Origin of the sequence: Pseudomonas sp. 21LCFQ010, assembly GCF_024129905.1 — a bacterium.
In the GTDB taxonomy this organism is placed as follows: Bacteria; Pseudomonadota; Gammaproteobacteria; order Pseudomonadales; family Pseudomonadaceae; genus Aquipseudomonas.
Map to the genome: position 1 here is coordinate 1 of NZ_JAMYDZ010000009.1, position 20804 is coordinate 20804.

18 protein-coding genes and 2 pseudogenes are annotated in these 20804 nt (G+C 59.1%); 10 read left to right on the plus strand and 10 right to left on the minus strand.

All coding sequences use genetic code 11. From position 1 onward, the window contains the following. Positions 1–1338: 1338 nt before the first annotated feature. From NJC38_RS12405 to NJC38_RS29025, 7 genes and pseudogenes are all read right to left on the minus strand, one after another. Complete coding sequence (locus NJC38_RS12405) at positions 1339–1695, minus strand: hypothetical protein (RefSeq protein ID WP_253115019.1); 357 nt, start codon at positions 1693–1695, stop codon at positions 1339–1341. After that, positions 1688–2410, minus strand: a complete 723-nt coding sequence (locus NJC38_RS12410; RefSeq protein ID WP_253115020.1) for a DUF4225 domain-containing protein — start codon at positions 2408–2410, stop codon at positions 1688–1690. Before NJC38_RS12410 ends, NJC38_RS12405 begins: the two co-directional genes overlap by 8 nt. Beyond that, positions 2407–2592: a hypothetical protein gene (locus tag NJC38_RS12415; RefSeq protein ID WP_253115021.1), complete on the minus strand. Its 186-nt coding sequence runs from the start codon at positions 2590–2592 to the stop codon at positions 2407–2409. The genes NJC38_RS12410 and NJC38_RS12415 overlap by 4 nt, the downstream gene beginning before the upstream one ends. 244 nt (positions 2593–2836) lie before the next feature. Next, a complete protein-coding gene (locus NJC38_RS12420; RefSeq protein ID WP_253115022.1) occupies positions 2837–3352 on the minus strand; it encodes a Bro-N domain-containing protein in 516 nt (171 codons plus the stop codon). Positions 3353–3604: 252 nt separating this feature from the next. Next, entirely contained in the window at positions 3605–4501 is an 897-nt protein-coding gene (locus tag NJC38_RS12425; RefSeq protein WP_253115023.1) for an HNH endonuclease signature motif containing protein, read from the minus strand. Between the two features lie 314 nt (positions 4502–4815). After that, positions 4816–6282 (minus strand): DNA sulfur modification protein DndB, encoded by a 1467-nt coding sequence (locus tag NJC38_RS12430; protein ID WP_253115024.1) that lies wholly within the window; start codon positions 6280–6282, stop codon positions 4816–4818. A 343-nt stretch (positions 6283–6625) separates the two neighbouring features. Next, a pseudogene (locus tag NJC38_RS29025) lies at positions 6626–6827 on the minus strand (ATP-binding protein); the annotation flags it as partial. Here NJC38_RS29025 and NJC38_RS12440 point away from each other — a divergent pair. From NJC38_RS12440 to NJC38_RS12450, 3 genes and pseudogenes are all read left to right on the plus strand, one after another. Beyond that, positions 6828–6981, plus strand: a pseudogene (locus NJC38_RS12440) (IS5/IS1182 family transposase); the annotation flags it as partial. A 227-nt stretch (positions 6982–7208) separates the two neighbouring features. Further along, positions 7209–7694, plus strand: coding sequence for a hypothetical protein (locus tag NJC38_RS12445; protein ID WP_253115025.1), 486 nt, complete (start codon positions 7209–7211; stop codon positions 7692–7694). After that, positions 7694–7930 (plus strand): hypothetical protein, encoded by a 237-nt coding sequence (locus NJC38_RS12450; RefSeq protein ID WP_253115026.1) that lies wholly within the window; start codon positions 7694–7696, stop codon positions 7928–7930. The genes NJC38_RS12445 and NJC38_RS12450 overlap by 1 nt, the downstream gene beginning before the upstream one ends. 48 nt (positions 7931–7978) lie before the next feature. Here NJC38_RS12450 and NJC38_RS12455 read toward each other — a convergent pair whose 3' ends face one another. Then, positions 7979–8869: a LysR family transcriptional regulator gene (locus NJC38_RS12455; RefSeq protein WP_253115027.1), complete on the minus strand. Its 891-nt coding sequence runs from the start codon at positions 8867–8869 to the stop codon at positions 7979–7981. 413 nt (positions 8870–9282) lie between these two features. Here NJC38_RS12455 and speB point away from each other — a divergent pair, with 413 nt between their 5' ends. The 6 genes from speB to NJC38_RS12485 all read left to right on the plus strand — a co-directional run bounded on the left by speB (position 9283) and on the right by NJC38_RS12485 (position 17008). Beyond that, on the plus strand, positions 9283–10242 hold the full coding sequence (speB, locus tag NJC38_RS12460; protein WP_253115028.1) for an agmatinase: 960 nt from the start codon (positions 9283–9285) through the stop codon (positions 10240–10242). After that, positions 10239–10628 carry a nuclear transport factor 2 family protein gene (locus NJC38_RS12465; RefSeq protein ID WP_253115029.1) on the plus strand — a complete coding sequence of 130 codons (390 nt, stop codon included), beginning with the start codon at positions 10239–10241 and terminating at the stop codon, positions 10626–10628. Before speB ends, NJC38_RS12465 begins: the two co-directional genes overlap by 4 nt. Positions 10629–10874: 246 nt before the next feature. Then, complete coding sequence (locus NJC38_RS12470) at positions 10875–12374, plus strand: cytosine permease (RefSeq protein WP_253115030.1); 1500 nt, start codon at positions 10875–10877, stop codon at positions 12372–12374. A gap of 64 nt (positions 12375–12438) precedes the next feature. After that, positions 12439–13827, plus strand: coding sequence for a sodium:solute symporter (locus NJC38_RS12475; protein WP_253115031.1), 1389 nt, complete (start codon positions 12439–12441; stop codon positions 13825–13827). A 38-nt stretch (positions 13828–13865) separates the two neighbouring features. Next, the gene (locus NJC38_RS12480; protein ID WP_253115032.1) at positions 13866–15467 is read left to right on the plus strand and encodes a 5-guanidino-2-oxopentanoate decarboxylase; all 1602 of its coding nucleotides are present in this window, start codon (positions 13866–13868) and stop codon (positions 15465–15467) included. 116 nt (positions 15468–15583) lie between these two features. Next, positions 15584–17008: an aldehyde dehydrogenase family protein gene (locus tag NJC38_RS12485; protein ID WP_253115033.1), complete on the plus strand. Its 1425-nt coding sequence runs from the start codon at positions 15584–15586 to the stop codon at positions 17006–17008. 179 nt (positions 17009–17187) lie between these two features. Here the strand turns inward: NJC38_RS12485 and NJC38_RS12490 are convergent, their stop codons facing one another. Both NJC38_RS12490 and NJC38_RS12495 read right to left on the minus strand, forming a co-directional pair. Next, positions 17188–18174 carry an asparaginase gene (locus NJC38_RS12490; protein ID WP_253115034.1) on the minus strand — a complete coding sequence of 329 codons (987 nt, stop codon included), beginning with the start codon at positions 18172–18174 and terminating at the stop codon, positions 17188–17190. A gap of 182 nt (positions 18175–18356) precedes the next feature. Beyond that, complete coding sequence (locus NJC38_RS12495) at positions 18357–19805, minus strand: alanine/glycine:cation symporter family protein (RefSeq protein WP_253115035.1); 1449 nt, start codon at positions 19803–19805, stop codon at positions 18357–18359. A 168-nt stretch (positions 19806–19973) separates the two neighbouring features. Between NJC38_RS12495 and NJC38_RS12500 the strand changes: the two genes are divergently transcribed. Further along, positions 19974–20786: a helix-turn-helix transcriptional regulator gene (locus NJC38_RS12500; RefSeq protein WP_253115036.1), complete on the plus strand. Its 813-nt coding sequence runs from the start codon at positions 19974–19976 to the stop codon at positions 20784–20786. Positions 20787–20804: the final 18 nt, after the last annotated feature.

A 20804-nucleotide genomic window follows, 5' to 3' on the forward strand; every position in this document is an offset into this window, starting at 1 on the left:
TTACCGGCGTACTCGAAATCGGAAAAGCTCATCTGACTCATGGGATGGCGGGCTTGTAGAGGGCAGTTGGACGGAGGGCTATTTCAGCACAGGTCAGATGGCCTGTGGTGACTTGATCGGAGAATCCTTAGTGGTGTTCACTCCATCGCCACTTCAAAGCCGTGGATCAAAGTGGTTAAGGATCGACCACGACCTGCTGCGTATCTGCCTGAGGATTAACCGGCCATGAAGTATCGATAGAAGAAAGGCGAGCCAGCCTGCGACGGAGCTATCTGTTTCCAAAGAGAAAAATAGATAGCCGGTGATAAAGAACGTCAGATGGTGAATGAAGAGGAATGTGTTGTAGCCCAGTACCGACCAGAAGCGGAGGCGGCTATGTTTTTTCTCTTGGAAATTGCATTCCAGCCTCAGACCAATGAAGTACGCCATCATTGAGACGTAGGAGTACGTTAATAGTAAGTCTAAGTAGCTTTCTGTTGTCATTTTTCTAAAAGCGAGAGTCAAATTTTCTAGGTTTTGATCCAGGTCTTTTTACAGAGGAAGGTACTGTGAAAGCATGCAGTATTGACATCCCCATGGAGACCCAGCCCATCACAAAGTTTTCCATTGTGCCCAAGAAAAATATCTCTCCGTTTTTTACAAAATTTAGGTGTGAAATACACATGGCCATATTGTAGCTGAACGCGATGAGATATTTGATCTGGCTATAGTTTTCTTGCGACCAAGCGATCCTCATCCAAATAGATGGCAGATAAAGTAACGCTGTGATCACGATAAAAGTGACGTAGAAGTAGGCGCTATTCATCATCTTTTACAGCTTCATTGTAGATGTTGTTTATGTTCAAGCCGGTGCTTCCTGCCTCAAGCGTCCTCATCGTTCGGCCCCCCCAAACCGTACAGTCGCACAGTCTGGCCGTCACCTTGGAGCAGGTGAGGTCCTGGGTCTGGTTTTCATGGCCGGCCCGGTACGGGTTGCCGAGTGACGGCAGAGTCGAGCAGCCTGCGGACATCAGGCATTGGCGCTCGTCTCTGAGCGTGATGTAAGCGTAAGCAGCCATCCTGGGATCCTCCGTGAAATGGAGACGCAGTGTATTTTTTGACTTGCTCAGGATATGTAACAAACGTCCGAAACCTCTGTCGGTCGAGACAGCAAATGATGCCGGTTATATGCCGTGCTCGTGAGCGGGTGTGTTTTTTTCTCCTCGAATTTTTACTTCATCCTCAAGCCAGCGACGTAAGGTATTAGTGAAGCTTCTGCGTACATGAATAGCAGCTTGTGATGATATTCTGCTGTCATGTTTTCTTATTCATGATGGTGGAGATTCCCGGTTTGGTGTGTCATCTTCTCCAAAACAGGAATCTATTTTTCTTTCTCGTTTTTTTAAGCTGAGTGATGCTTCTTGATCTCAAGGTTTCTTTGGTCACTTCATAAGGTAAAGCGCCCGCGTGGAGAATGATCATGGCTAATGATATCCACCCAGGAAAGGCCTTGTTCATGTGCCCGTACAACGGAAGGGTCCCGTTTTGAAGAAAATCCATGTGTATGACTATGATGGAAAGATTATAAAATATTGCTAGAGTCAGCTTAAGTGACGTATAGTTTTCTTCAGAAAATTTAAGTTGCATCCTGCGTGCGAGCCAATAGGCTGCGAGTGAAATGAAACCAAAGCAAGAGAACTCTAAAAAATCACTCATCACCTTTCTTCCACTCGTTATACAGGCTGTCTAAGGTAATAACGTCTGCGGCACCCTCAAGCAAAAGCGCACTTTTGGAGAGGTTTTTGTAATTCATGAAGAAATCAGATTTAAAGTTGTACCAGAGTTTTATTGCTTCCGGGTTCGGTACCTTTCGTATCAGGCCATACCCGGAAAGCGCTAAGTCAACATGATAGTAAGTCATGTTGCCGTGCCGCGCTGTACTCCCAGCCCATACAAACAGGTCTTGGTAGGCTTTTTTCAACGGTCCCTCTACGTCAGAGCGGTTTTCGATCAGGTTTCGCGTATTTTCATAAATATTGTTAGATCCGTGGGCAATGAGTGGTACACCGAAGAATAGACATAGAGTCCCTACTGAGCTATAGCATATCTGCGCGCCTGTGGTGACTTGGGAAGTGCCGCCTGCTATGCCTACAACCTTCCGGCCGATATCCTCAGATGCGTCTAAAAGTTGAGACAGCTGGTCTTTTAGCTTTTCTAAACCACTCTTGGCCGAGCTCCTTCCGTTCTCGACTTCTTTGATGACACCTTGCGTAAAATAAGCCACCTTCCGATTGAACAGCAGCCGCGACATCCCATCGCTGATATTTCGGGCCGCGAAAGAACATGCCTGCCCCTTGAGAAGCGCCGCCGCTTGCCTCACGTCCTCAAGATTCTGCCCGCTCATTTGTGGAGCAGCCTCAAGCGTTCTCATCGTTCGGCCCCCCAAGACGCACAGTCGCACAGTCTGGCCGTTACCTTGGAGCAGGTGAGGTCCTGGGTCTGGTTTTCATGGCCGGCCCGGTACGGGTTGCCGAGTGACGGCAGAGTCGAGCAGCCTGCGGACATCAGGCATTGGCGCTCGTCTCTGAGCGTGATGTAAGCGTAAGCAGCCATCCTGGGATCCTCCATGAAGTGGAGGCGCAGTGTATTTTTTGACTTGCCCAAGATATGTAAGAAACGTCCGAAACCTCTGTCGGGCGAGACAGCAAATCATGCCGGTGACATGCCCTGCTCGTGAGCGACTGGACTCAGTCAACCAGCGGTCATAGCGGGTGCGTTCAGCACTGCGGTGCGATCTCTGTTGATCTGAATTGCAGCCACAGCCGGGGCGGTCTGCACCGTCCCGGCATCCAAGCGGTTACCGCCCGATACAAGCCCGCCACCACGACTCACCCGCCTTCAACGCCTCGGCCTCCGGCACCGGCAACACCTGCGGCACATCGCGCAAACGAATCCACGGCTCGTTCTGCCAATGCAGCATACTCATCGACAACCCAGGCCACTGCAACAGACTCAGCATCGGCGCCTGATCGCTCGCCGACGGCTGCGCATCCCGCACTGCCGCAACCACCTCATTGGTGATCCACTGCCGCAAGCTGCGCTGCTCGGGGTGATGGTGATGCACCAGCAGCACATAAACCCCGGACTCGCTGATCATCAGTTCTTCCTCACAACGGCCATGGCTTTCAAGCCAGAGGGTACGGCGCTGGTCCGGATCGAGTTTGCAGGTGCTGCGGGCATTAAGCGGCCAGGCAATCAAGCGACCAAGATCGCGGGCGCAGAACCAGACCTGGTTTTCCAGGAGGGTGACGCGGAGCTGGCGGCCGTAGCGGTGGAAGATGGTGGGGGTGAGCGGAGATAGATCGTTTTGCATAGGAAGCCTCTACGTTTTGGGTTCAAGGTGCTGGTGACCAACGTAGAGGGGCAGAAGAATCCCAACGACACTAACCAAAGCTCACATTCTTAAGGCAGAGGAATGGAGCCTTGGTAGCGATTTCTACGTTGGGTGTTCTTAAGCACCGAATGTGGAGGATACCGAATAGCTGAGCAGATACAAATGTCTGCTGGGCTGCTATTTATGTAGGAATCTTCATTAGTGTCTAGGAGCCGAATCAGCGAAAGCTAGTCAGCTCATCCTACGTCCGGTCCAATGAGCCGTTAGCGCTTTGTTGCTTGGGTGATTTTTTTTTGCCTCAGGTAGCAATGCCGGCTTGTTGTTCAATGACCAGTACTCGCTGTCTTTTAGTTCTTCAGTCATGCCAACTTTCAGCGTTGCAGGGTCTATCCACAAGAGGCTGAGATCAAAAAGCGTGTGAATGTCTGCTCGTAGTATCAGTCCGTTGCTGACCACATTTGTGTCGGCGCCGAGATAAGGGAAGATATGTGCAGCTTCAAGTAGCGCCTCAACTCTGCATCCTGTTACTGCACATTGAGATGAGTACGCCTCCAGGAGTTTTTTACGAAATGCACTCTGGCCTTTGCGTCGCACGATGTTCGCAAGGGTGCGTGTGCGGGCATCCTTTAGATCTGTAGGGTCGAATGCGCCTTGGGTTTCCAAGTCTACTTCGATGCTGGTAATCATGGGCTCTGCCGCGTCTTGGCGATGAAGCACGAATTTGGTCGGCGTGGAACCTTCATGTGAGTGGTATTTGAATTGACCTTCATAGATAAAGCCTGAGCCGGGATACTCGTTTCTGTCTTTTCGATAGAACACCAACAGCTCCAGATTACGAGCCACGTGTTCTACGAGGAGCTTGTCTGTCAGTCCTCTGGACTGGCCATCCATATGCAACACGTCACCTTCCAAAAGGTCATCGTACTGGGTGCGATCCGCGGTCTTGCGCTCTGTGACGAAAAGCCATACGGAATTGAGGCTTGTGGGCTTGAAGATCCCGTTTCTCAGGCTGGCAGCGGTGATGTCGAATAGATCTTTGAGATCTGCACGGGTATAGACTTTTCCGACATCCAGTTGCTGAGATGCGTACTGAGCCGTGAGATTGGTTTGTAGATTTTTTCCGTTCACCGTGTAGTCCTTTTCCGTCTGGCTTGTAGGAAAAGGATGTTGCAACAGTTAATGGTGCGATGCTACTGAGCTTTAGGCAAAAAGCCAGTTTTTACTACGTTCCGCGACCTTGCGCCCAGACAAATAGATCATGTCTCCCGCACGCAACAGTGTGATATAGGCGGGTTGCACCCCATAACGACGTTTCAACCCAGTTCTACGGACACCATGGACACCGAAGCTTTTGTCGTCCACAGCTCCCAGTAAGGGGGAAACCTTCAAGCTGGCGCAAATAAAAAACCGCCCCGAAGGGCGGTTTTCTTGTTACTGGAGTATCACTTGTCGGTCGACCGACGGCTCGGTAGGCCGGTGGCCCAGCGGAGCATGTCACCTAGCAGTGGGAATACGTCATTATGCTTGACGCTGAAGCGCATGAACTCGCCCTGCTTCACACCTACGTCACGGATGATGCCTGGAGCGTCCTCTGGTAGGTATTCAGCTAGATTGGTCAGCTCAAAATCTAGGCGCTCACCAGCGCTCAAACCGTAGTAGTTCCACATCGGGTTATCGTGAGAGAAGTCCACTGACGGCAGACGCTCCAAGAACTGCTGAAATAGCGCATCTGCGTTAGCCGGGCGGCGGTTGCTGAAGTTCAGGTCGTAGACGATTTTCGCCATGGCCTTTAACACGACTGGCTGCGCGGCGATTGTCTTCTCTCTCGCCTGCTCGCTGCCGAAGTGAGGAATCTCGCTGATCTTGCCCCATAGCTCCTGTACCATAGCCTCGCGAGGCTCAATGACCGCTGGAGTGGCACCGCTCACGTTGCCCTTATTGAGGAACGCGATGGCGTTGATGCCTACCATGTCTTTCAGCAGCACCGCGCCAGTGTCTTGCGACCAGTCTTTAGTCTCAACGCTCGTCACAGCGATGCCCAGATCACCCGACAGCTTGTTTTTGATAAAGAGCGTGATCGGGTTCGAACCGTCGAACTGGAAAGCCAGCGACGAATCAACCTTTTTGCCCAAACGGTTCAAATCGTGGAACAACTGACGTTCTTGGTCAATGTTCAGGCCGAGATGCGCCTCAACGGTCAGAGTTGCGAAGCCACGGGCTGCGGTCGCCGCCTCGTTCCATACAAACATCTCATCTTCGGACACCGACTCGCCTTTTTTCGAGGCCAGTACCAAGCCTTTACTTGGATATTTACGTAGCGACCGCAGCTCGTCCAAGAAGTTGAGGGCCAGTTTTGCGGCATGACGACGATGCTGGCCATCGACAACCCACAGGATATGACGCTGAGACAAAAAGATCTGGTGCGAAGCATATTCATTGGCAGAGGAAAGGACAGGGAACCCCCGAATCCCGTCGACACCAACATCCATCGGCAATGGCGCTACGTCCCGGATGTTGCACACAATAGGCTGCAGCGAGAAATATGGCTGTTCGCCGAGAGAGTTAAGCAGATTGTCGAATGCCGGTGGTACCTCGAGTTTCTTTGCGATGCGGGCCATCTTGGCAGCAGATACCAGCCCCTTGAGCATGTAAACGCCCAGCTTTTTCGCGTGGTTTTCGTCAAGGGCGCGCTGGGCTACCTCACCGGAAGCATCGTTAGCGACCTCTGATAGTTCGACGAACTTACGGAAGGGAATCGACATCAGGAAGACACGGAAACCTAGATTGTGGCCAATGAAGACTTTAAGCGGAGTTTCGTTTGCATCGCCCGCGCCGTGGCGGTTGTCATACTCTACAGCCATGTCCGATTCGACCATCGGACTTGGCAGACTGCCGTTAGTAGGGTACATAATAGTAGTTCCTAATAGTCATTTATGATTATTGAAGCGTCGCTCCAAAGATTTCGATTTCTCAGGTCTTTTTTCCTTGGAGCGCCGCTATATTTCACCATGGGATGTTTTTGGTCAATCCCATGGCGAGTTTTTTTCATCGTTTTTTGTTTGACGCCCGTTTTGTGGGCCTTTGGGATGTGGCGTTTCAGTCCTGCCCTGCCTTAAAAAGATCGAAAGCCCCACCATATCTATGTATACGGCAAAGGCATGTCCCTATTGGATCAAAGGGCTCGTCCTCTTCAACTGCATCGTTCTTCTTACGCTTTCGTTCACGTGTCTTGACCCTTATCTCGTCAATCAGGGTGCTGTGTTGCATATAGTAGGATTCATTACTCGTTTCTACGATGTGGCAGTGGTGTGCCAGTCGATCCCCTGCGCGATGGTCATTTTGGTATCGCCGAAAACACTCGACCATTTGAGCAACTGAGGTTGGTCGCGATGATCAAGCTGGTGTGCTCGCATAGCTTGGACAGGATATGAAACAGCAGCGCGCTACCGCTCCGGCGCTCAAGGAAGACGAGGGGCAGGATCGCAGGCTGTGCCTCAATCGGCATCTGGTGGAGAATGCTTTTGTTCGACTGAAGCATTACCGAGCCGTGGGATCTCGCTTTGACAAGTTTCAAGAGAAATTATGAAAACGGCATCGCTATGTCATGAGTCTTCCAGTGGCTATCGATGTGAAACTTCAGCAGCCCCTAGGTCCCGCGAACCAGCACAGTTACCAGATTTGTGCTCCAGATCACCGTCAAGCAGCTAAATTGTGGGACGTTTCCGTGGCTCCACTCTCCTGCCACCGTAGCCTATTTCCTTTTTTAACCCCCCGTGACCGCTGACCGCCCCCCACCCACCACACTCCGCCCAACCCCACTCGCGGAGCCGCTCCAGTGCAACCCGAAAGAACCCAGCATCAAGCCCATTTCGGCATCATCTTTACCCTCACCAAACTCACCGTCATGCCCGAAGACCGGCCAAATCTGCGTGCGCTGTACCTCTGCGATCTCGGCGCCGGTTGCTGGCAAGCCAGTGACTTGATCGTCGAGCTTTACGACCGCATGCAAGCCGGTCAGCGTCCTTGTGACATGTTGATTCGGGTCTCCAAGCCATTGCTGCGCGAGCAGGCCGATGCGCTCAACAGCCAACGGGCAACGATTGCCAAGGTCGTCGGTTCTATTGCCGGTACTGTGGCGGGCCCGTTGGGCAAGGCGGCGTCTATCGGGGCGGGTGGGGCAGCGGGTTACATGACGCAGCGTGAATTGCGCACTTACCACGCTGGAGACATCATGTTCTCGGTGCAGGCTTCGGTGAGTGGAGGCATCGGTCCGCAGCGCTCCATGCAGTCGATTTTGATCAAGTCCAAAGGTGGCGGCTAATGGACAACCTGATCTTTGGCGTTACGGCGACGTTGGCTTTTGTGCTGATGTTCTGTCTGAAACACCGAACCTGGCGCAAGTGGTTGGGCATTACGCTGATGACCACTGGTTTCGCGGGCACTTTCTGGAGCATCCCGCAGTTGGCCGATTTCGATCCGTTCAATGTCTTCCTGATCATGTGGCTGACCGGGTTGAGTCTGTTTTTTGAGCGCGACCGTTATATTGATTCGGATTGAATGCAGTTGGCTTCGCGGCTGAAGCCGCTCCTACGAGTCGAACCAAAGCTACCCCTCAAACCACCCCTTCAACCGATCCCGAAAACTCATAATCAACGGCTCCCGCGCCCGCCCTCTACGTATCGCCAGTTCAAACGGTGCCTGATACCCAAACACCGCTGGCAGCAACACCTTGAGCCGTTTCTGCTCCACCCAGGTCTGGGCATAGTGCTCCGGCAAATACCCGATATACGCCCCGGACAGCACCAATATCAGCTGCGCTTCCATCGACTCCACGGTCGCTGCGCTGTGTTTGAAGCCGTGGCGGGCCAGTTCGGCCTGGCTCCAGTAGCCGCGGCCGACCATGCGTTGTTGGGTGATGGTTTGCGCCGGGATGCGGCGCTGGTCGAACAGTTCGTGGCGGTCACTGCAGTACAGCCAGTGTTGTTCGCGGTACAGGGCCTGGTACATGAGGCCGTTCATGCGCACCGAGAAGGCGCCGATGGCGAGGTCCAGGCGGTTTTCCTGGACGCCCAGTTGCAGTTGCGCGGGGCTGAGCACGGACAGGTGCAGGTGCACGGCGGGGTGTTCTTTGCTGTAGGAGCCGATGACATCGGCCAGCGGCAAGGCCGGGTCGCTGACGGTGGAGTCGAGCACGCCCAAGTTGAGGGTGCCGCGCAGTTCGCCTTTGAGGGCGGCGCTGTAGCGTTCGAAGCCTTCGAGTTCGGCCAGCAGGCGCAGGGTTTCCTGGTGGAACAGTTCGCCCTTGCTGGTCAGGCTGAAGCCGCCACGGCCCCGGTGGCAGAGCACGATGCCGAGCTGGGTTTCGAGCTGGCTCATGTAGGTGCTGATGGCCGAGGTCGAGAGGTTGAGTTCCTGTTGTGCTGCTGCAAAGCCCTGATGGCGCACCACGCAGGCGAAGATGCGCAGCAGTTTGAGGTCGGGCAGGGCAGAGGACATGAGGGCACCGGGCTTTGGACTGGTGGCAGTTTAATGGGGGTTGGGGGTTGTGGGGTAGGTGGGTGGTTTTGGGTTGGGCTGATGGGCCGTTTCGCTAGCGAGCTGGGGCCCATCAGTTTTGTGTCGTGCTCAAGTTCAGATTTGACTCTGATCTGCGGGAGGAACCAGCCGGTCGCCCATGAAATAGCCAGTAAGCCGGCCCATCTGTAGTGGATGTGCCGCCGCATTCGTTGGCAAGCCAACTCCCACCGGGTGCGCGTCGGACGTAGATTTCGTGGCTGGCCGAGCGACCGCGAGCGCCTGGCCGATAGTTTAGAAATCTCTGAACTAAGTATTTGCCCGCAGCGATTCTTCTGCCTGCGGGGCGTCACCAGAATGGCCGCACACCAATTAGAACAATGTGAGGCCACCCCGTGGACAAGACCTTCCACCAGCCTTTGGGCGGCAACGAGATGCCCCGTTTCGGTGGTATCGCCACCATGCTGCGCCTGCCGCATGTGCAGAGCCCTGAAGAGCTGAACAAGCTCGACGCCGCGTTTGTCGGCATCCCGCTGGATATCGGTACGTCGCTGCGTTCCGGCACCCGTTTCGGGCCGCGGGAGATTCGTGCCGAGTCGGTGATGATCCGCCCTTACAACATGGCCACCGGTGCCGCGCCGTTCGATTCGCTGAACGTGGCGGACATTGGCGACGTTGCCATCAATACCTTCAACCTGCTGGATGCCGTGCGCATCATCGAGCAGGAATACGACCGCATTCTCGATCACGGCATCATCCCGCTGACGCTGGGCGGTGACCACACTCTGACCCTGCCGATCCTGCGCGCCATCAAGAAGAAGCACGGCAAGGTCGGGCTGGTGCATATCGATGCACATGCCGACGTCAACGATCACATGTTCGGCGAGAAGATCGCCCACGGCACCACCTTCCGCCGCGCGCAGGAAGAGGGCCTGTTGGACAGCGACCGGGTGGTGCAGATCGGCCTGCGTGCCCAGGGCTATACCGCCGAGGATTTCAACTGGAGCCGCAAGCAGGGCTTTCGGGTGGTGCAGGCCGAGGAGTGCTGGCACCAGTCGCTGACCCCGCTGATGGCTGAAGTGCGCGAGAAGGTCGGCGGCGGTCCGGTGTATCTGTCGTTCGATATCGACGGCATCGACCCGGCCTGGGCGCCGGGCACCGGTACGCCGGAAGTCGGTGGCCTGACCACCATTCAGGCGCTGGAGATTATTCGCGGTTGCCAGGGGCTGGACCTGATCGGCTGCGATCTGGTTGAGGTGTCGCCGCCGTATGACACCACCGGCAATACCTCGCTGTTGGGCGCCAACCTGCTTTACGAAATGCTCTGTGTGTTGCCGGGTGTGGTGCGCCGATGAGCCGCGAGCTTGAGGTGCATGAAGCGGCGGCGGCGCTGGTGCGGGCCTTTGCCAGTAACGACACGGCGGCGTATTTCGCCTTTTTCAGTGAAGACGCCAGCTTTGTTTTTCATACCGTGGGCAAGCGGCTGAACAGCCGGGCCGAGTATGAGGCGCTGTGGCGCGAGTGGCAGGCTGACGGCTTTGCCGTGCTGGGCTGTGAGTCGAGCAATGCCACGGTCAGCGTGCATGGGGAGGTGGCGATCTTTGTGCATGACGTCGCGACCCGGCTGCGGCTGGCGGGTGAGGACGTGGCAGTGCAAGAGCGCGAGACCATTGTGTTTCGCCGTGAGGGCGAGCGCTGGGTGGCGTGGCATGAGCATTTGTCGGCTGTGACGGCCGGATGACGGTGGCGCTGTTTGGGTCGCTGTAGGAGCGGCTTCAGCCGCGAATGGTAGCCAGCATTCCCGGCTGAAGCCGGTCCTACGGGACCGCACAGGACCGTCAGATCCAGCAGATCAGGCAGCGTCAGCAGAGCCGGCAACATTACAAGAATCAGATCCAACCTTCCGCCCGGGGTTAACGGGCGGCCATAAAGGGTCAGCGTGCCTGCGCTGGCCTTACAACAACCGTGACAGGCGCTGGAGTTACCCATGAGTCATTCGACTGGTATCGAAACCTTTGGTGTCGAGCAGATCCCCGACAACCAACGCGATGCATCCCCCATTGATCTGTTCCGGCTGATCTTCGGCGGGGCCAATACCTTTTCCACGGCGGTGCTGGGCAGTTTCCCGGTGTTGTTCGGGCTGTCGTTCCAGGCCGGGGTCTGGGCGATTGTGCTGGGGGTGGCAGTCGGTGCGCTGATCCTGGCGCCGATGGGGCTGTTTGGTGCGCTCAATGGCACCAACAATGCGGTGTCGTCCGGGGCACATTTCGGCGTGCACGGGCGGATCGTCGGTTCATTCCTGTCGTTGCTCACGGCGGTGGCGTTCTTCTCGCTGTCGGTGTGGAGTTCTGGCGATGCCTTGGTCGGCGGCGCGCAGCGCTTGGTCGGCCTGCCGGAAAACGACCTGAGTCTGGGCCTGGCCTACGGGTTGTTTGCGGTGCTGGTGCTGGTGGTGTGCATCTTTGGCTTTCGCTTCATGCTGTGGGTCAACAAGATTGCGGTGTGGGCATCGAGCCTGTTGTTCTTGCTGGGCATCGCAGCCTTTGCCGGGCCGTTCGATGCGGGCTATGCCGGTAGCGTGAATCTCGGCCAGGCCGGGTTCTGGGCGGCGTTCGTTGGTGCGGCGCTGTTGGCGATGAGCAACCCGGTGTCGTTCGGCGCGTTTCTCGGCGACTGGTCGCGCTATATCCCGCGTGAAACCTCCAAAATTCGCATCATGCTGGCCGTGCTGGCGGCCCAGGCCGGCACCTTGATTCCGTTCCTGTTCGGCCTGTGTACCGCCACGCTGGTGGCCAGCCAGGCGCCGCAGTACATCGAGGCCAATAACTATGTCGGTGGTCTGCTGGCGATTTCGCCGGGCTGGTTCTTCCTGCCGGTGTGCCTGATCGCGGTGATCGGTGGGCTGTCGACCGGCACCACGGCGCTGTACGGCACCGGCCTGGACATGTCGAGCATGTTCCCGCGGCTGCTCAGCCGCGCCGGCGCCACGCTGCTGATCGGCGTGGCGGCCATCGCCTTTATCTTCATCGGCCGGTTTGCCTTCAACCTGGTGCAGAGCGTGTCGACCTTTGCGGTGCTGATCATCACCTGCACCAGCCCGTGGATGGTGGTGATGATCCTCGGCCTGATCACCCGGCGCGGCTTTTACCACGCCGATGACTTGCAGGTGTTCACCCGTGGCGAGCGCGGCGGCCATTACTGGTTTCACCACGGCTGGAACTGGCGCGGCCTGGGGGCGTGGTTGCCCAGCGCGGCGCTGGGCCTGTGCTTCGTCAACCTGCCGGGGCAGTTTGTCGGGCCACTGGGCGAGCTGGCCGGCGGCATCGATATCAGCCTGCCGATCACCCTGGGTATGGCGGCGCTGCTGTATCTGACCCTGCTCAATACCTTTGCGGAACCGGCCGCTGTCTACGGCCCGGCCGGCCCGCGCTGGGTGCGCTGCAAACAGCCCGGTGCTGCCCCGCTGAACAACGCCTCACTGGTCTGATCGCCTTGCCAATTCCGGGCGCGTGCGGGCCCGGACCCTTTCCAGATAAAACGAGAAAAAGAGCATGATCCTGGATATCTCCGTTGTCCTTTTGTACGCCCTCGGCATGCTGTTGCTGGGCTGGTACGGCATGCGCCGGGCGCGTAACCCGGAAGAGTTTCTGGTCGCCGGGCGTAACCTCGGGCCGGCCTTCTATATGGGCACCATGGCGGCCACGGTGCTCGGCGGTGCGGCCACGGTCGGCACGGTGCGGCTGGGTTATGTGCATGGCCTGTCGGGTTTCTGGCTGTGTGCGGCGTTGGGGGTGGGCATCATCGTGCTCAACCTGTTCCTCGCCCGGCCGTTGCTGAAGCTGCGGATCTTTACCGTGACCCAGATTCTGGAGCGGCGCTACACGCCCATGGCCCGTCAGGCCAGTGCGGTGATCATGTTTGCCTATGCGCTGATGATCGGCGTGGTCTCGACCCTGGCCATCGGTACTGTGCTGCAGGTGCTGTTTGCGCTGCCGTTCTGGTCGGCGCTGCTGCTCGGTGGCGGCGTGGTGGTGGTGTATTCGAGCATCGGCGGCATGTGGTCGCTGACCCTGACCGATATCGTCCAGTTCGTGATCAAGACCGTCGGCCTGATGTTCGTCCTGCTGCCGATCTGCCTGTACCGCGTCGGCGGCTGGGATGAGTTGGTGGCGCGGCTGCCGTCCAGCGCGTTCAGCCTGACCACCATCGGCTACGACACCATCATCACCTACTTTTTGATCTACTTCTTCGGCATCCTGATTGGCCAGGACATCTGGCAACGGGTGTTCACCGCCCGCAGTGAGGGCGTGGCGCGGGTGGCGGGCAGCATGGCCGGGGTTTACTGCGTGATCTACGGCCTGGTCGGTGCGCTGATCTGCATGTGCGCCAAGGTGCTGTTGCCGGAGCTGGACTCGCCGAACAACGCGTTTGCCGCGATCGTGAAAAGCGCCTTGCCTGATGGCATTCGCGGTCTGGTGATCGCGGCGGCGCTGGCGGCGATGATGTCCACTGCCAGTGCCGGCCTGCTTGCCGCCTCGACCACCATCACCGAAGACCTGCTGCCGCGCCTGCGCGGTGGGCGTGAGTCGAGCCTGGGCATGGCGCGCTTGTTCACCCTGCTGACCGGCTTGCTGATGCTGGCCATCGCCTTGATCGTTAACGACGTGATCGGCGCCCTGACCCTGGCCTATAACCTGCTGGTCGGTGGCATCCTGATCCCGATGCTGGGCGCCATTTACTGGAAACGTGCGACCACCGCCGGTGCCATCGCCAGCATGAGCCTCGGCTGCCTGGCGGCGCTGGTGTTCATGTTCAAGGACGGTCTGGAAGCCAACACGCCGATCTATTACAGCCTGAGCCTGGGGCTGGTGAGTTTTGTGCTGGTCAGTTTGCTGACCCGCCCCCGCCCTGCGGCTGAACACACTGTGCAAGCGGGCTGAGCGCGTTATCCATGTCTAATTTCAATCAGGAACCGGCCATGACCACCTGTGGAGAATTCCTCGTCAAACAACTGCAGGCCTGGGGCGTCGATACGGTATTCGGCATCCCCGGTGTGCACACCGTTGAGCTGTATCGCGGCCTGCCGGGCAGCGGCATTCGTCACATCACCCCGCGTCATGAACAGGGTGCGGGCTTTATGGCTGACGGTTATGCGCGGGTCAGCGGCCAGCCGGGTGTGTGCTTCATCATCACCGGGCCGGGCATGACCAACATCCTTACCGCGATGGGCCAGGCCTACGCCGACTCGATCCCAATGCTGGTGATCAGCAGTGTCAACGAACGTTCGCGGCTCGGGCTGGGCAAGGGTTACCTGCACGAACTGCCCAACCAGCGGGCGATGGTCGCCGGGGTCAGTGCCTTCAGCCATACCCTGACGAGCGTTGAGGAACTGCCCGCCGTGCTGGCCCGCGCCTTTGCGGTGTTCGACAGCCAGCGGCCACGGCCGGTGCATATCGAGTTGCCGTTGGACATCATTACTGCGTCGGCCGATCACCTGGTGCTTGCGCCGCGCTGCCGGGTACCGCGCCCGACAGCGGAGGCGGGGGCCATCGCTGAAGCTGCCCGGCGGCTGAGCCAGGCCCAACGTCCCTTGCTGTTGCTGGGCGGCGGGTGTGTCGAAGCGGTGCAGGAGGCGGCTGAGCTGGCCACCCGGCTCGACGCACCGACCGCGCTGACCATCAATGCCAAGGGCTTGCTGCCGGGCGATCATCCGCTGCTGCTGGGCAGCAACCAGTCGTTGGTGCCGGTGCGGCAACAGGCGCTGCACGCCGATGTAGTTTTGGCGATTGGCACCGAACTGGGCGAGACCGATTACGACGTGGTGTTCGATGGCAATTTCCGGATTGGCGGCGAGCTGATCCGCATCGACATCGACGCCGAACAACTGACCCGCAACCATGCGCCGGCTCTGGCGATTGTCAGTGACGCACGCCAGGCCATGCAGGCGCTGTTGGCGCAATTGCCGGACCGGACGTTGAGCGCCGACAGCCCCGGCGCCCAACGTGCCGCCGAGGTGCGCGGGCAATTGGCCGAGGGCTTTAGTGGCTGGGCGCATTACCTGCGGTTGTTCGACGCTGTGCTGGAGGTGTTACCCGAAGCGCGTTTTGTCGGCGACTCGACCCAGACCGTGTACAGCGGCAACCACCTGATGGAACTGCCCGGCCCGCGCCGCTGGTTCAACTCGTCCACCGGCTACGGCACTTTGGGTTACGGCCTGCCGGCCGCCATAGGCGCCAAACTGGCCGAGCCGGGGCGACCGGTGATCAGCCTGATGGGCGACGGCGGCATGCAGTTCAGCCTGTCGGAACTGGCCAGCGCCGTGGAGGCGCAGGTCGCGATCATCGTGCTGCTGTGGAATAACCAGGGCTATGGCGAGATCAAAAGCTACATGCAGCGCCGCGACATCACCCCGTTGGGCGTGGATATCTATACCCCTGATTTTCTGACCATCGCCCGCGGCTTCGGCTGCGCCGCCGAACGCGCCCGCGACCATGCGCATTTACAAGCGCTGCTGCGCGAAGCGCCGAGTGATCGGCCGTTGATTATCGAAATCAACCAGGCACCGCCGTTTGCGCCTTGATATCGGCCTGACCCTGCAGGAGCGACCGGGCGGTGATCTGCGTTAGCGGCGAAGCCTTCGCGGCTGAAGCCGCTCCTACAACGCGCAATCCATTTCACACTCTGGAAAGACTGACCATGCACACCCCTCATTACATCAACGGCCAGTGGCTGACCGGCGAGGGCGATGACGTCCTTGTGGTAAGCGACCCGGCGCTCGGCCAGCCCATCGCCGAGCTGATCTCGGCCAGCGCCGCCCAGGTCGATCAGGCGGTCGCGGCTGCCCATTTGGCCTTGCCGGGCTGGAAAGCCACGCCGGTTGCCGAGCGTGCCGCTATCCTGCGCCAGTTTGCCGGGCAACTGACTCAGCGCCGTGAAGCCTTGATCACCCTGCAAATGCGCAACAACGGCAAACCCCGGCATGAGGCCGAGGTGGATCTCGACGATGCCGTGGCGACCTTCAACTACTACGCCAAGCTGATCGAAACCCAGCCCGCCGACCGCCAGGTCGAGTTGGCGGTACCGGGCTTCACTGCGCGCACCCGCCTGGAGCCGGTGGGTGTGGTGGGCCTGATCGTGCCGTGGAATTTCCCGCTGGTCACCAGCGCCTGGAAGCTCGCCCCGGCCTTGGTAGCGGGCTGCACCGTGGTGCTCAAACCGTCGGAAATCACCCCGTTGATCGAGCAGACCTACGGCCAGATCGCCGAGCAACTTGGCTTGCCCGTCGGCGTTTTGAACATCGTTACCGGCAAGGCCGCCACCGGCGCGGCGCTCAGCGAGCACCGCGGCCTCGACAAGCTGTCGTTCACCGGCAGCAACGGCGTCGGCAGCCAGGTGATGCGCAGCGCTGCTGCTTATTGCCGACCGGTGACCCTGGAACTGGGTGGCAAGTCGGCGTTTATCGTGTTCGATGATTGCGACCCGGACCAGGCCGTCGACTGGATCGTTGCAGGGATCTGCTGGAACGCCGGGCAAATGTGTTCGGCCACCTCGCGCTTGTTGATTCAGGACGGCATTGCCGAAGCGTTGATTCCGCGCTTGCAGGCGGCATTTGCTGCGTTGCGTGTGGGTAACCCGCTGACCGAAGACATCGACATGGGCCCGCTGACCAGCGAGGCGCAATGGCAAAAGGTGACTGAGTATCTGGCGATTGCCCGTAACGAGGGGTTGCAGTGCCTGGCCGGTGGTTCAGTGCTGCAGCGCGCCGGCTGGTTCGTCAGCCCGACGCTGTATGTCGACGTGCCAGACAGCAGCCGCCTGTGGCAGGAAGAAATCTTCGGCCCGGTGTTGTGCACCCGGCGTTTCAGCACCGAACAACAGGCCATTGCCCTGGCCAATGACAGCCGCTTCGGCCTGGTTGCCACGGTGGCCAGCGCAGACCTCGAACGTGCCGAGCGGGTCGCCGATGCGCTGGAAGTGGGGCATGTGTGGATCAACTCGGTCCAGGCGGTGTTTGTCGAAACCTCCTGGGGCGGCACCAAGGCCAGCGGCATCGGCCGCGAGCTTGGGCCGTGGGGGCTGGCAGCGTATCAGTCGGTCAAGCACGTGACCCGTTGCCTGTAGGAGATCGCCCGCCGCCTCGGCGCCGCGCTGTCGCGCAGCATGCCTTTGTGGGAGCGACCTTGGTCGCGAAGACTGCCGCACATTCGCAGTAGATGCTGTGACTTTACTGGCCTCTTCACGAGCAACCGGAGCGCCGGCCGGCTGCTCCCACCGGGGCATCGATGTAAATCAATGACCCCTCACTCGCTACGCTCGCCACACAAGTCCAGCACAAACAACTGCTCAACCTCTTTCTGCGCCAACCCCGCGCCAATCAGCGCAAACAGTTTGCCCAGCGCTGCTTCGCGGGTCATGCCGCCGGCTGACACCAGACCGGCCGATGCCAGCAGGCTGCCCGCCGCGTACACGCCAAAGTCGACGTGCCCTTGCGGACACTGGCTGATAGCGGCCAGCACCACGCCTTGGGCATGCGCCTGACGCAGTACCTCGAGCAGTTCGGCGTTGTCCGAAGGCCCGGTGCCGCTGCCGTAGCATTCCAGCAGCAGGCCCTGTACGCCGCTGCCCAGCAGGGCGCGCAGGTGTTCGGCGCGCAGGCCGGGAACCAGTGGCAGGCTGAGCAGATTGACCGCTTCGCGCGGCTGGCGGTAGTCGATGCTCGCTGGCAACTCGGCCAGGTGCTCGCCCTGACGCAGACGCGGCATCACCTGGAAGGCATCGAAGGCATCGCTGCGCAGCTTGCTGACCCGGGCGCCGTGCATCAGCGCACCATTGAAATACAAGTGCACGCCCGCTGGCACACCGTCGTGCAGGGCTTGCAGGGCACCGAACAGGTTGGGCCAGGCATCGCTGTTGTCAGCGCCGGCCGGCAGCATCGAGCCGGTCAGTACCACTGGCACTGGCAGGCCCAGCAGCAGGAAACTCAGCGCCGCTGCGCTGTAGGCCAGGGTATCGGTGCCATGCAGCACCAGCACGCCGTCGCACCCTTGTTCTACGCCCTGCTGGATCGCCGCGACCATCGCCAGCCAGTTGCTCTGACTCATGTTGGCGCTGTCGATCAGCGGTAGCAGCTCGCGGAAGGTCCACGCGGGCACCTGTTGCGGTTGCTCAGCCTGCTGGGCACGCAGGCGTGCTTCAAAACCGGAAGCCGGGGCCAGGCCGTCGGCGCTCATCTGCATGCCAATCGTGCCACCGGTATAGAGCACGAGAAGGTTTTGCACGGCGGGCATAACGATTTCCTTATTAGAGTTAGGGATTTGGAAACGGGCAGGATAGCGCCGATTGCCTTGTGAGGCAGGCGGCAAATCCGGTTTCCTGAAAATTAGCGTGCCGCTTTGCTCAGGCAGAGCAGAAGCGGCAGCAAGAAGGGGGCCAGCGAACGGCAGCGAATGTGCCGTTCGCTCAGCGAGACTCAGCGTTGAGTCTGCAGGCCTTCAGCGGGGGCGGTAGCTTGCACGCTGTCGGCGGCCTTGACCGCTGGCCACGAAGCGCGGTCCAGGTCCAGGTCGGTGAACTTCGAACCGTCGAACACGGGTTGCTCGATACCGGCCTTGCGCTGCTCGTCGTAGTCTTTCATCACCCGCAGGCCGATTTTGATCAGCATGGCCAGGGCGGTCAGGTTGACGAATGCCAGGCAGGTCATGGTGATGTCGGCGAAGGCGAACACGGTGCCCAGGTTCTGCATCGAACCCCAGCAGATCAGCGCCAGTACCATGCCACGGTAGGTCAGCAGGGCGACCTTGCTGCGGCCGAACATGAACTGCAGGGCGTTTTCACCGAGGTAGTAGTTGTAGAGGATGCAGGTGAACACGAACAGGCTCAGCGCGACGCTGATGAACGTGCGACCCCAGTCACCCACCACCGCGGCCAGCGAGTTTTGCGCCAGGACGATGCCGTCGCCGCTATAGCCCACGTCGTAGATGCCCGACAGCAGAATCAGCAGCGCGGTGCAGGTGCAGATCACGAAGGTGTCGAGGAACACGCTGAACGCTTGAACCACACCCTGTGCAGCCGGGTGCTTGACCGAGGCTACGGCCGCCACGTTCGGGGCGCTGCCCAGACCGGCTTCGTTGGCGAACACGCCGCGCTTGACGCCCATTACGATGGCGCTGCCGATCAGGCCGCCGAACACCGGGTCCAGACCGAAGGCGCTCTTGACGATGGTCATCAGCATGGCCGGTACGTGTTCGATCTGGATGGCGATGACGTAGATGGTCACCGCGATGTAGATCAGGGTTTTGACTGGCACCAACAGGTCAGAGACCGCAGCAATACGCTTGATGCCGCCGAGGAATACCAGCGCCAGCAGCACGGCCAGGGCGATACCGCTGTACTGGACCGGGATGTCGAAGGCGTTTTGCAGCGAGTGGGTCACGGTGTACGACTGCAGGCCGTTGAACGCCAGGCCGTAGGTGACCAGCAGCAGGACCGCAAAGGTCATGGCCATCCAGCGCAGCTTCAGGCCGTGCTGAATGTAGTAGGCCGGGCCGCCACGGTACAGGCCGTCACCGTCGCTGCGCTTGTAGACCTGGGCCAGGGTACATTCGAAGTAACTGCTCGACATGCCGACCAGTGCGGTGACCCACATCCAGAACACGGCGCCTGGGCCACCGAGGGTGACCGCGATGCCGACACCGGCGATGTTACCGGCGCCAACGCGGCCGGCGAGGCTGAGCATCAATGCTTGAAACGAGCTGAGTTGCCCGCCGCTGCTGCGCAGCGATTCCTTGAACACGCTGAACATGTGGATGAAGTGGCGGAACTGGACGAAGCGCGAGCGCAGGGTGAAGTAGCTACCCAGGCCGACGATAAGCACGATCAACACCTTCCCGGACAGGAAGTCGTTCAGTACTTCGAGCATGATGAGAATCCTCGATTCTTCTTGTGATTGTTGGCACGCCAAGGCGACGCGTTATGCGGTGGCTGATTTTTGAGCAAGACATTTGCCGAAACAATTTCGCGGGTCGATCCGATATGGCGCTACTTGATGCTATATTGGCGCCAGTCGCGTCATCTGAGCCGTCTATCCATGTCCAGTCATCTTGGTGAAAACCTGCGCCTGTTGTGCAGCCACTACCGCTCTATTGCGCAGGTCTGCCGCAAGCTCGGCCTCAACCGTGCGCAGTTCAACCGCTACCTGTCTGGCGAAAGCCAGCCGACGGCCTACAACCTGAAAAAGATCGGTGATTTTTTCGGCGTCGAAACCTATGAACTCGGCCTGCCGGGCGAGCAGTTCGCCCGCCTGATCGGCGCACGCGGCAACCACGTGGGGGCGCCGGCGCAGCAAGATGCGCTACAGACCTTGCTCCAGCCCCTGCGCGATCACTCCGGCGACCTGACCCGCTACTGCGGTTACTACTTCGAATACGCCAACTGCATGTCAGTGCCAGGCACCATCCTGCTGTCACTGGTGCACATGCGCGAAGAGGGCGGGGTGTTCATGTTCGAACGCCAGGAGCGCCAGGTGCTGTCCAATGGCGGGCAAGTCGAAGAGTCGGCGCGCTGCCGCTATCTGGGCGCGGCCTTCCAGTTGCAAGACCGGTTGTTTTTGATCGACTACGAGTCTCTGACCTTCAACGAAGTCAGCCAGACCATCCTGATCCCCAGCTTCAAAAGCCGCATCACCCGCCTCAACGGCCTGAAAACCGGCGTCTCCAGCGGCGACCGCCGCACCCCGGCCTGCACCCGCGTGGTCTGGGAGTTTCTCGGCACCGAGATCAACCGCATCAGCGCCTACCGGCAAGTTATGCTGTATGCGCCTGATGACCCACGCATAGATCCAGAGATCCGCCAGATACTGGCGCATGCGCCGGTGAGGGATGGGTTGTTTGAGGTGGAGTGAGGTTACGTTTTGTAATGA

Bases quoted from the DNA above. Each gene is read 5' to 3' on its own strand.
- NJC38_RS12495 (WP_253115035.1), bottom strand. From the start codon at position 19,805: ATGCTCGAAGTACTGAACGACTTCCTGTCCGGGAAGGTGTTGATCGTG.
- NJC38_RS12420 (WP_253115022.1), bottom strand. From the start codon at position 3,352: ATGCAAAACGATCTATCTCCGCTCACCCCCACCATCTTCCACCGCTAC.
- NJC38_RS12410 (WP_253115020.1), bottom strand. From the start codon at position 2,410: ATGAGAACGCTTGAGGCTGCTCCACAAATGAGCGGGCAGAATCTTGAG.
- NJC38_RS12480 (WP_253115032.1), top strand. From the start codon at position 13,866: ATGACCACCTGTGGAGAATTCCTCGTCAAACAACTGCAGGCCTGGGGC.
- NJC38_RS12490 (WP_253115034.1), bottom strand. From the start codon at position 18,174: ATGCCCGCCGTGCAAAACCTTCTCGTGCTCTATACCGGTGGCACGATT.
- NJC38_RS12455 (WP_253115027.1), bottom strand. From the start codon at position 8,869: ATGTCCTCTGCCCTGCCCGACCTCAAACTGCTGCGCATCTTCGCCTGC.
- NJC38_RS12475 (WP_253115031.1), top strand. From the start codon at position 12,439: ATGATCCTGGATATCTCCGTTGTCCTTTTGTACGCCCTCGGCATGCTG.
- NJC38_RS12500 (WP_253115036.1), top strand. From the start codon at position 19,974: ATGTCCAGTCATCTTGGTGAAAACCTGCGCCTGTTGTGCAGCCACTAC.
- NJC38_RS12430 (WP_253115024.1), bottom strand. From the start codon at position 6,282: ATGTACCCTACTAACGGCAGTCTGCCAAGTCCGATGGTCGAATCGGAC.
- NJC38_RS12450 (WP_253115026.1), top strand. From the start codon at position 7,694: ATGGACAACCTGATCTTTGGCGTTACGGCGACGTTGGCTTTTGTGCTG.
- NJC38_RS12415 (WP_253115021.1), bottom strand. From the start codon at position 2,592: ATGGCTGCTTACGCTTACATCACGCTCAGAGACGAGCGCCAATGCCTG.
- NJC38_RS12465 (WP_253115029.1), top strand. From the start codon at position 10,239: ATGAGCCGCGAGCTTGAGGTGCATGAAGCGGCGGCGGCGCTGGTGCGG.
- NJC38_RS12470 (WP_253115030.1), top strand. From the start codon at position 10,875: ATGAGTCATTCGACTGGTATCGAAACCTTTGGTGTCGAGCAGATCCCC.
- NJC38_RS12405 (WP_253115019.1), bottom strand. From the start codon at position 1,695: ATGAGTGATTTTTTAGAGTTCTCTTGCTTTGGTTTCATTTCACTCGCA.
- NJC38_RS12485 (WP_253115033.1), top strand. From the start codon at position 15,584: ATGCACACCCCTCATTACATCAACGGCCAGTGGCTGACCGGCGAGGGC.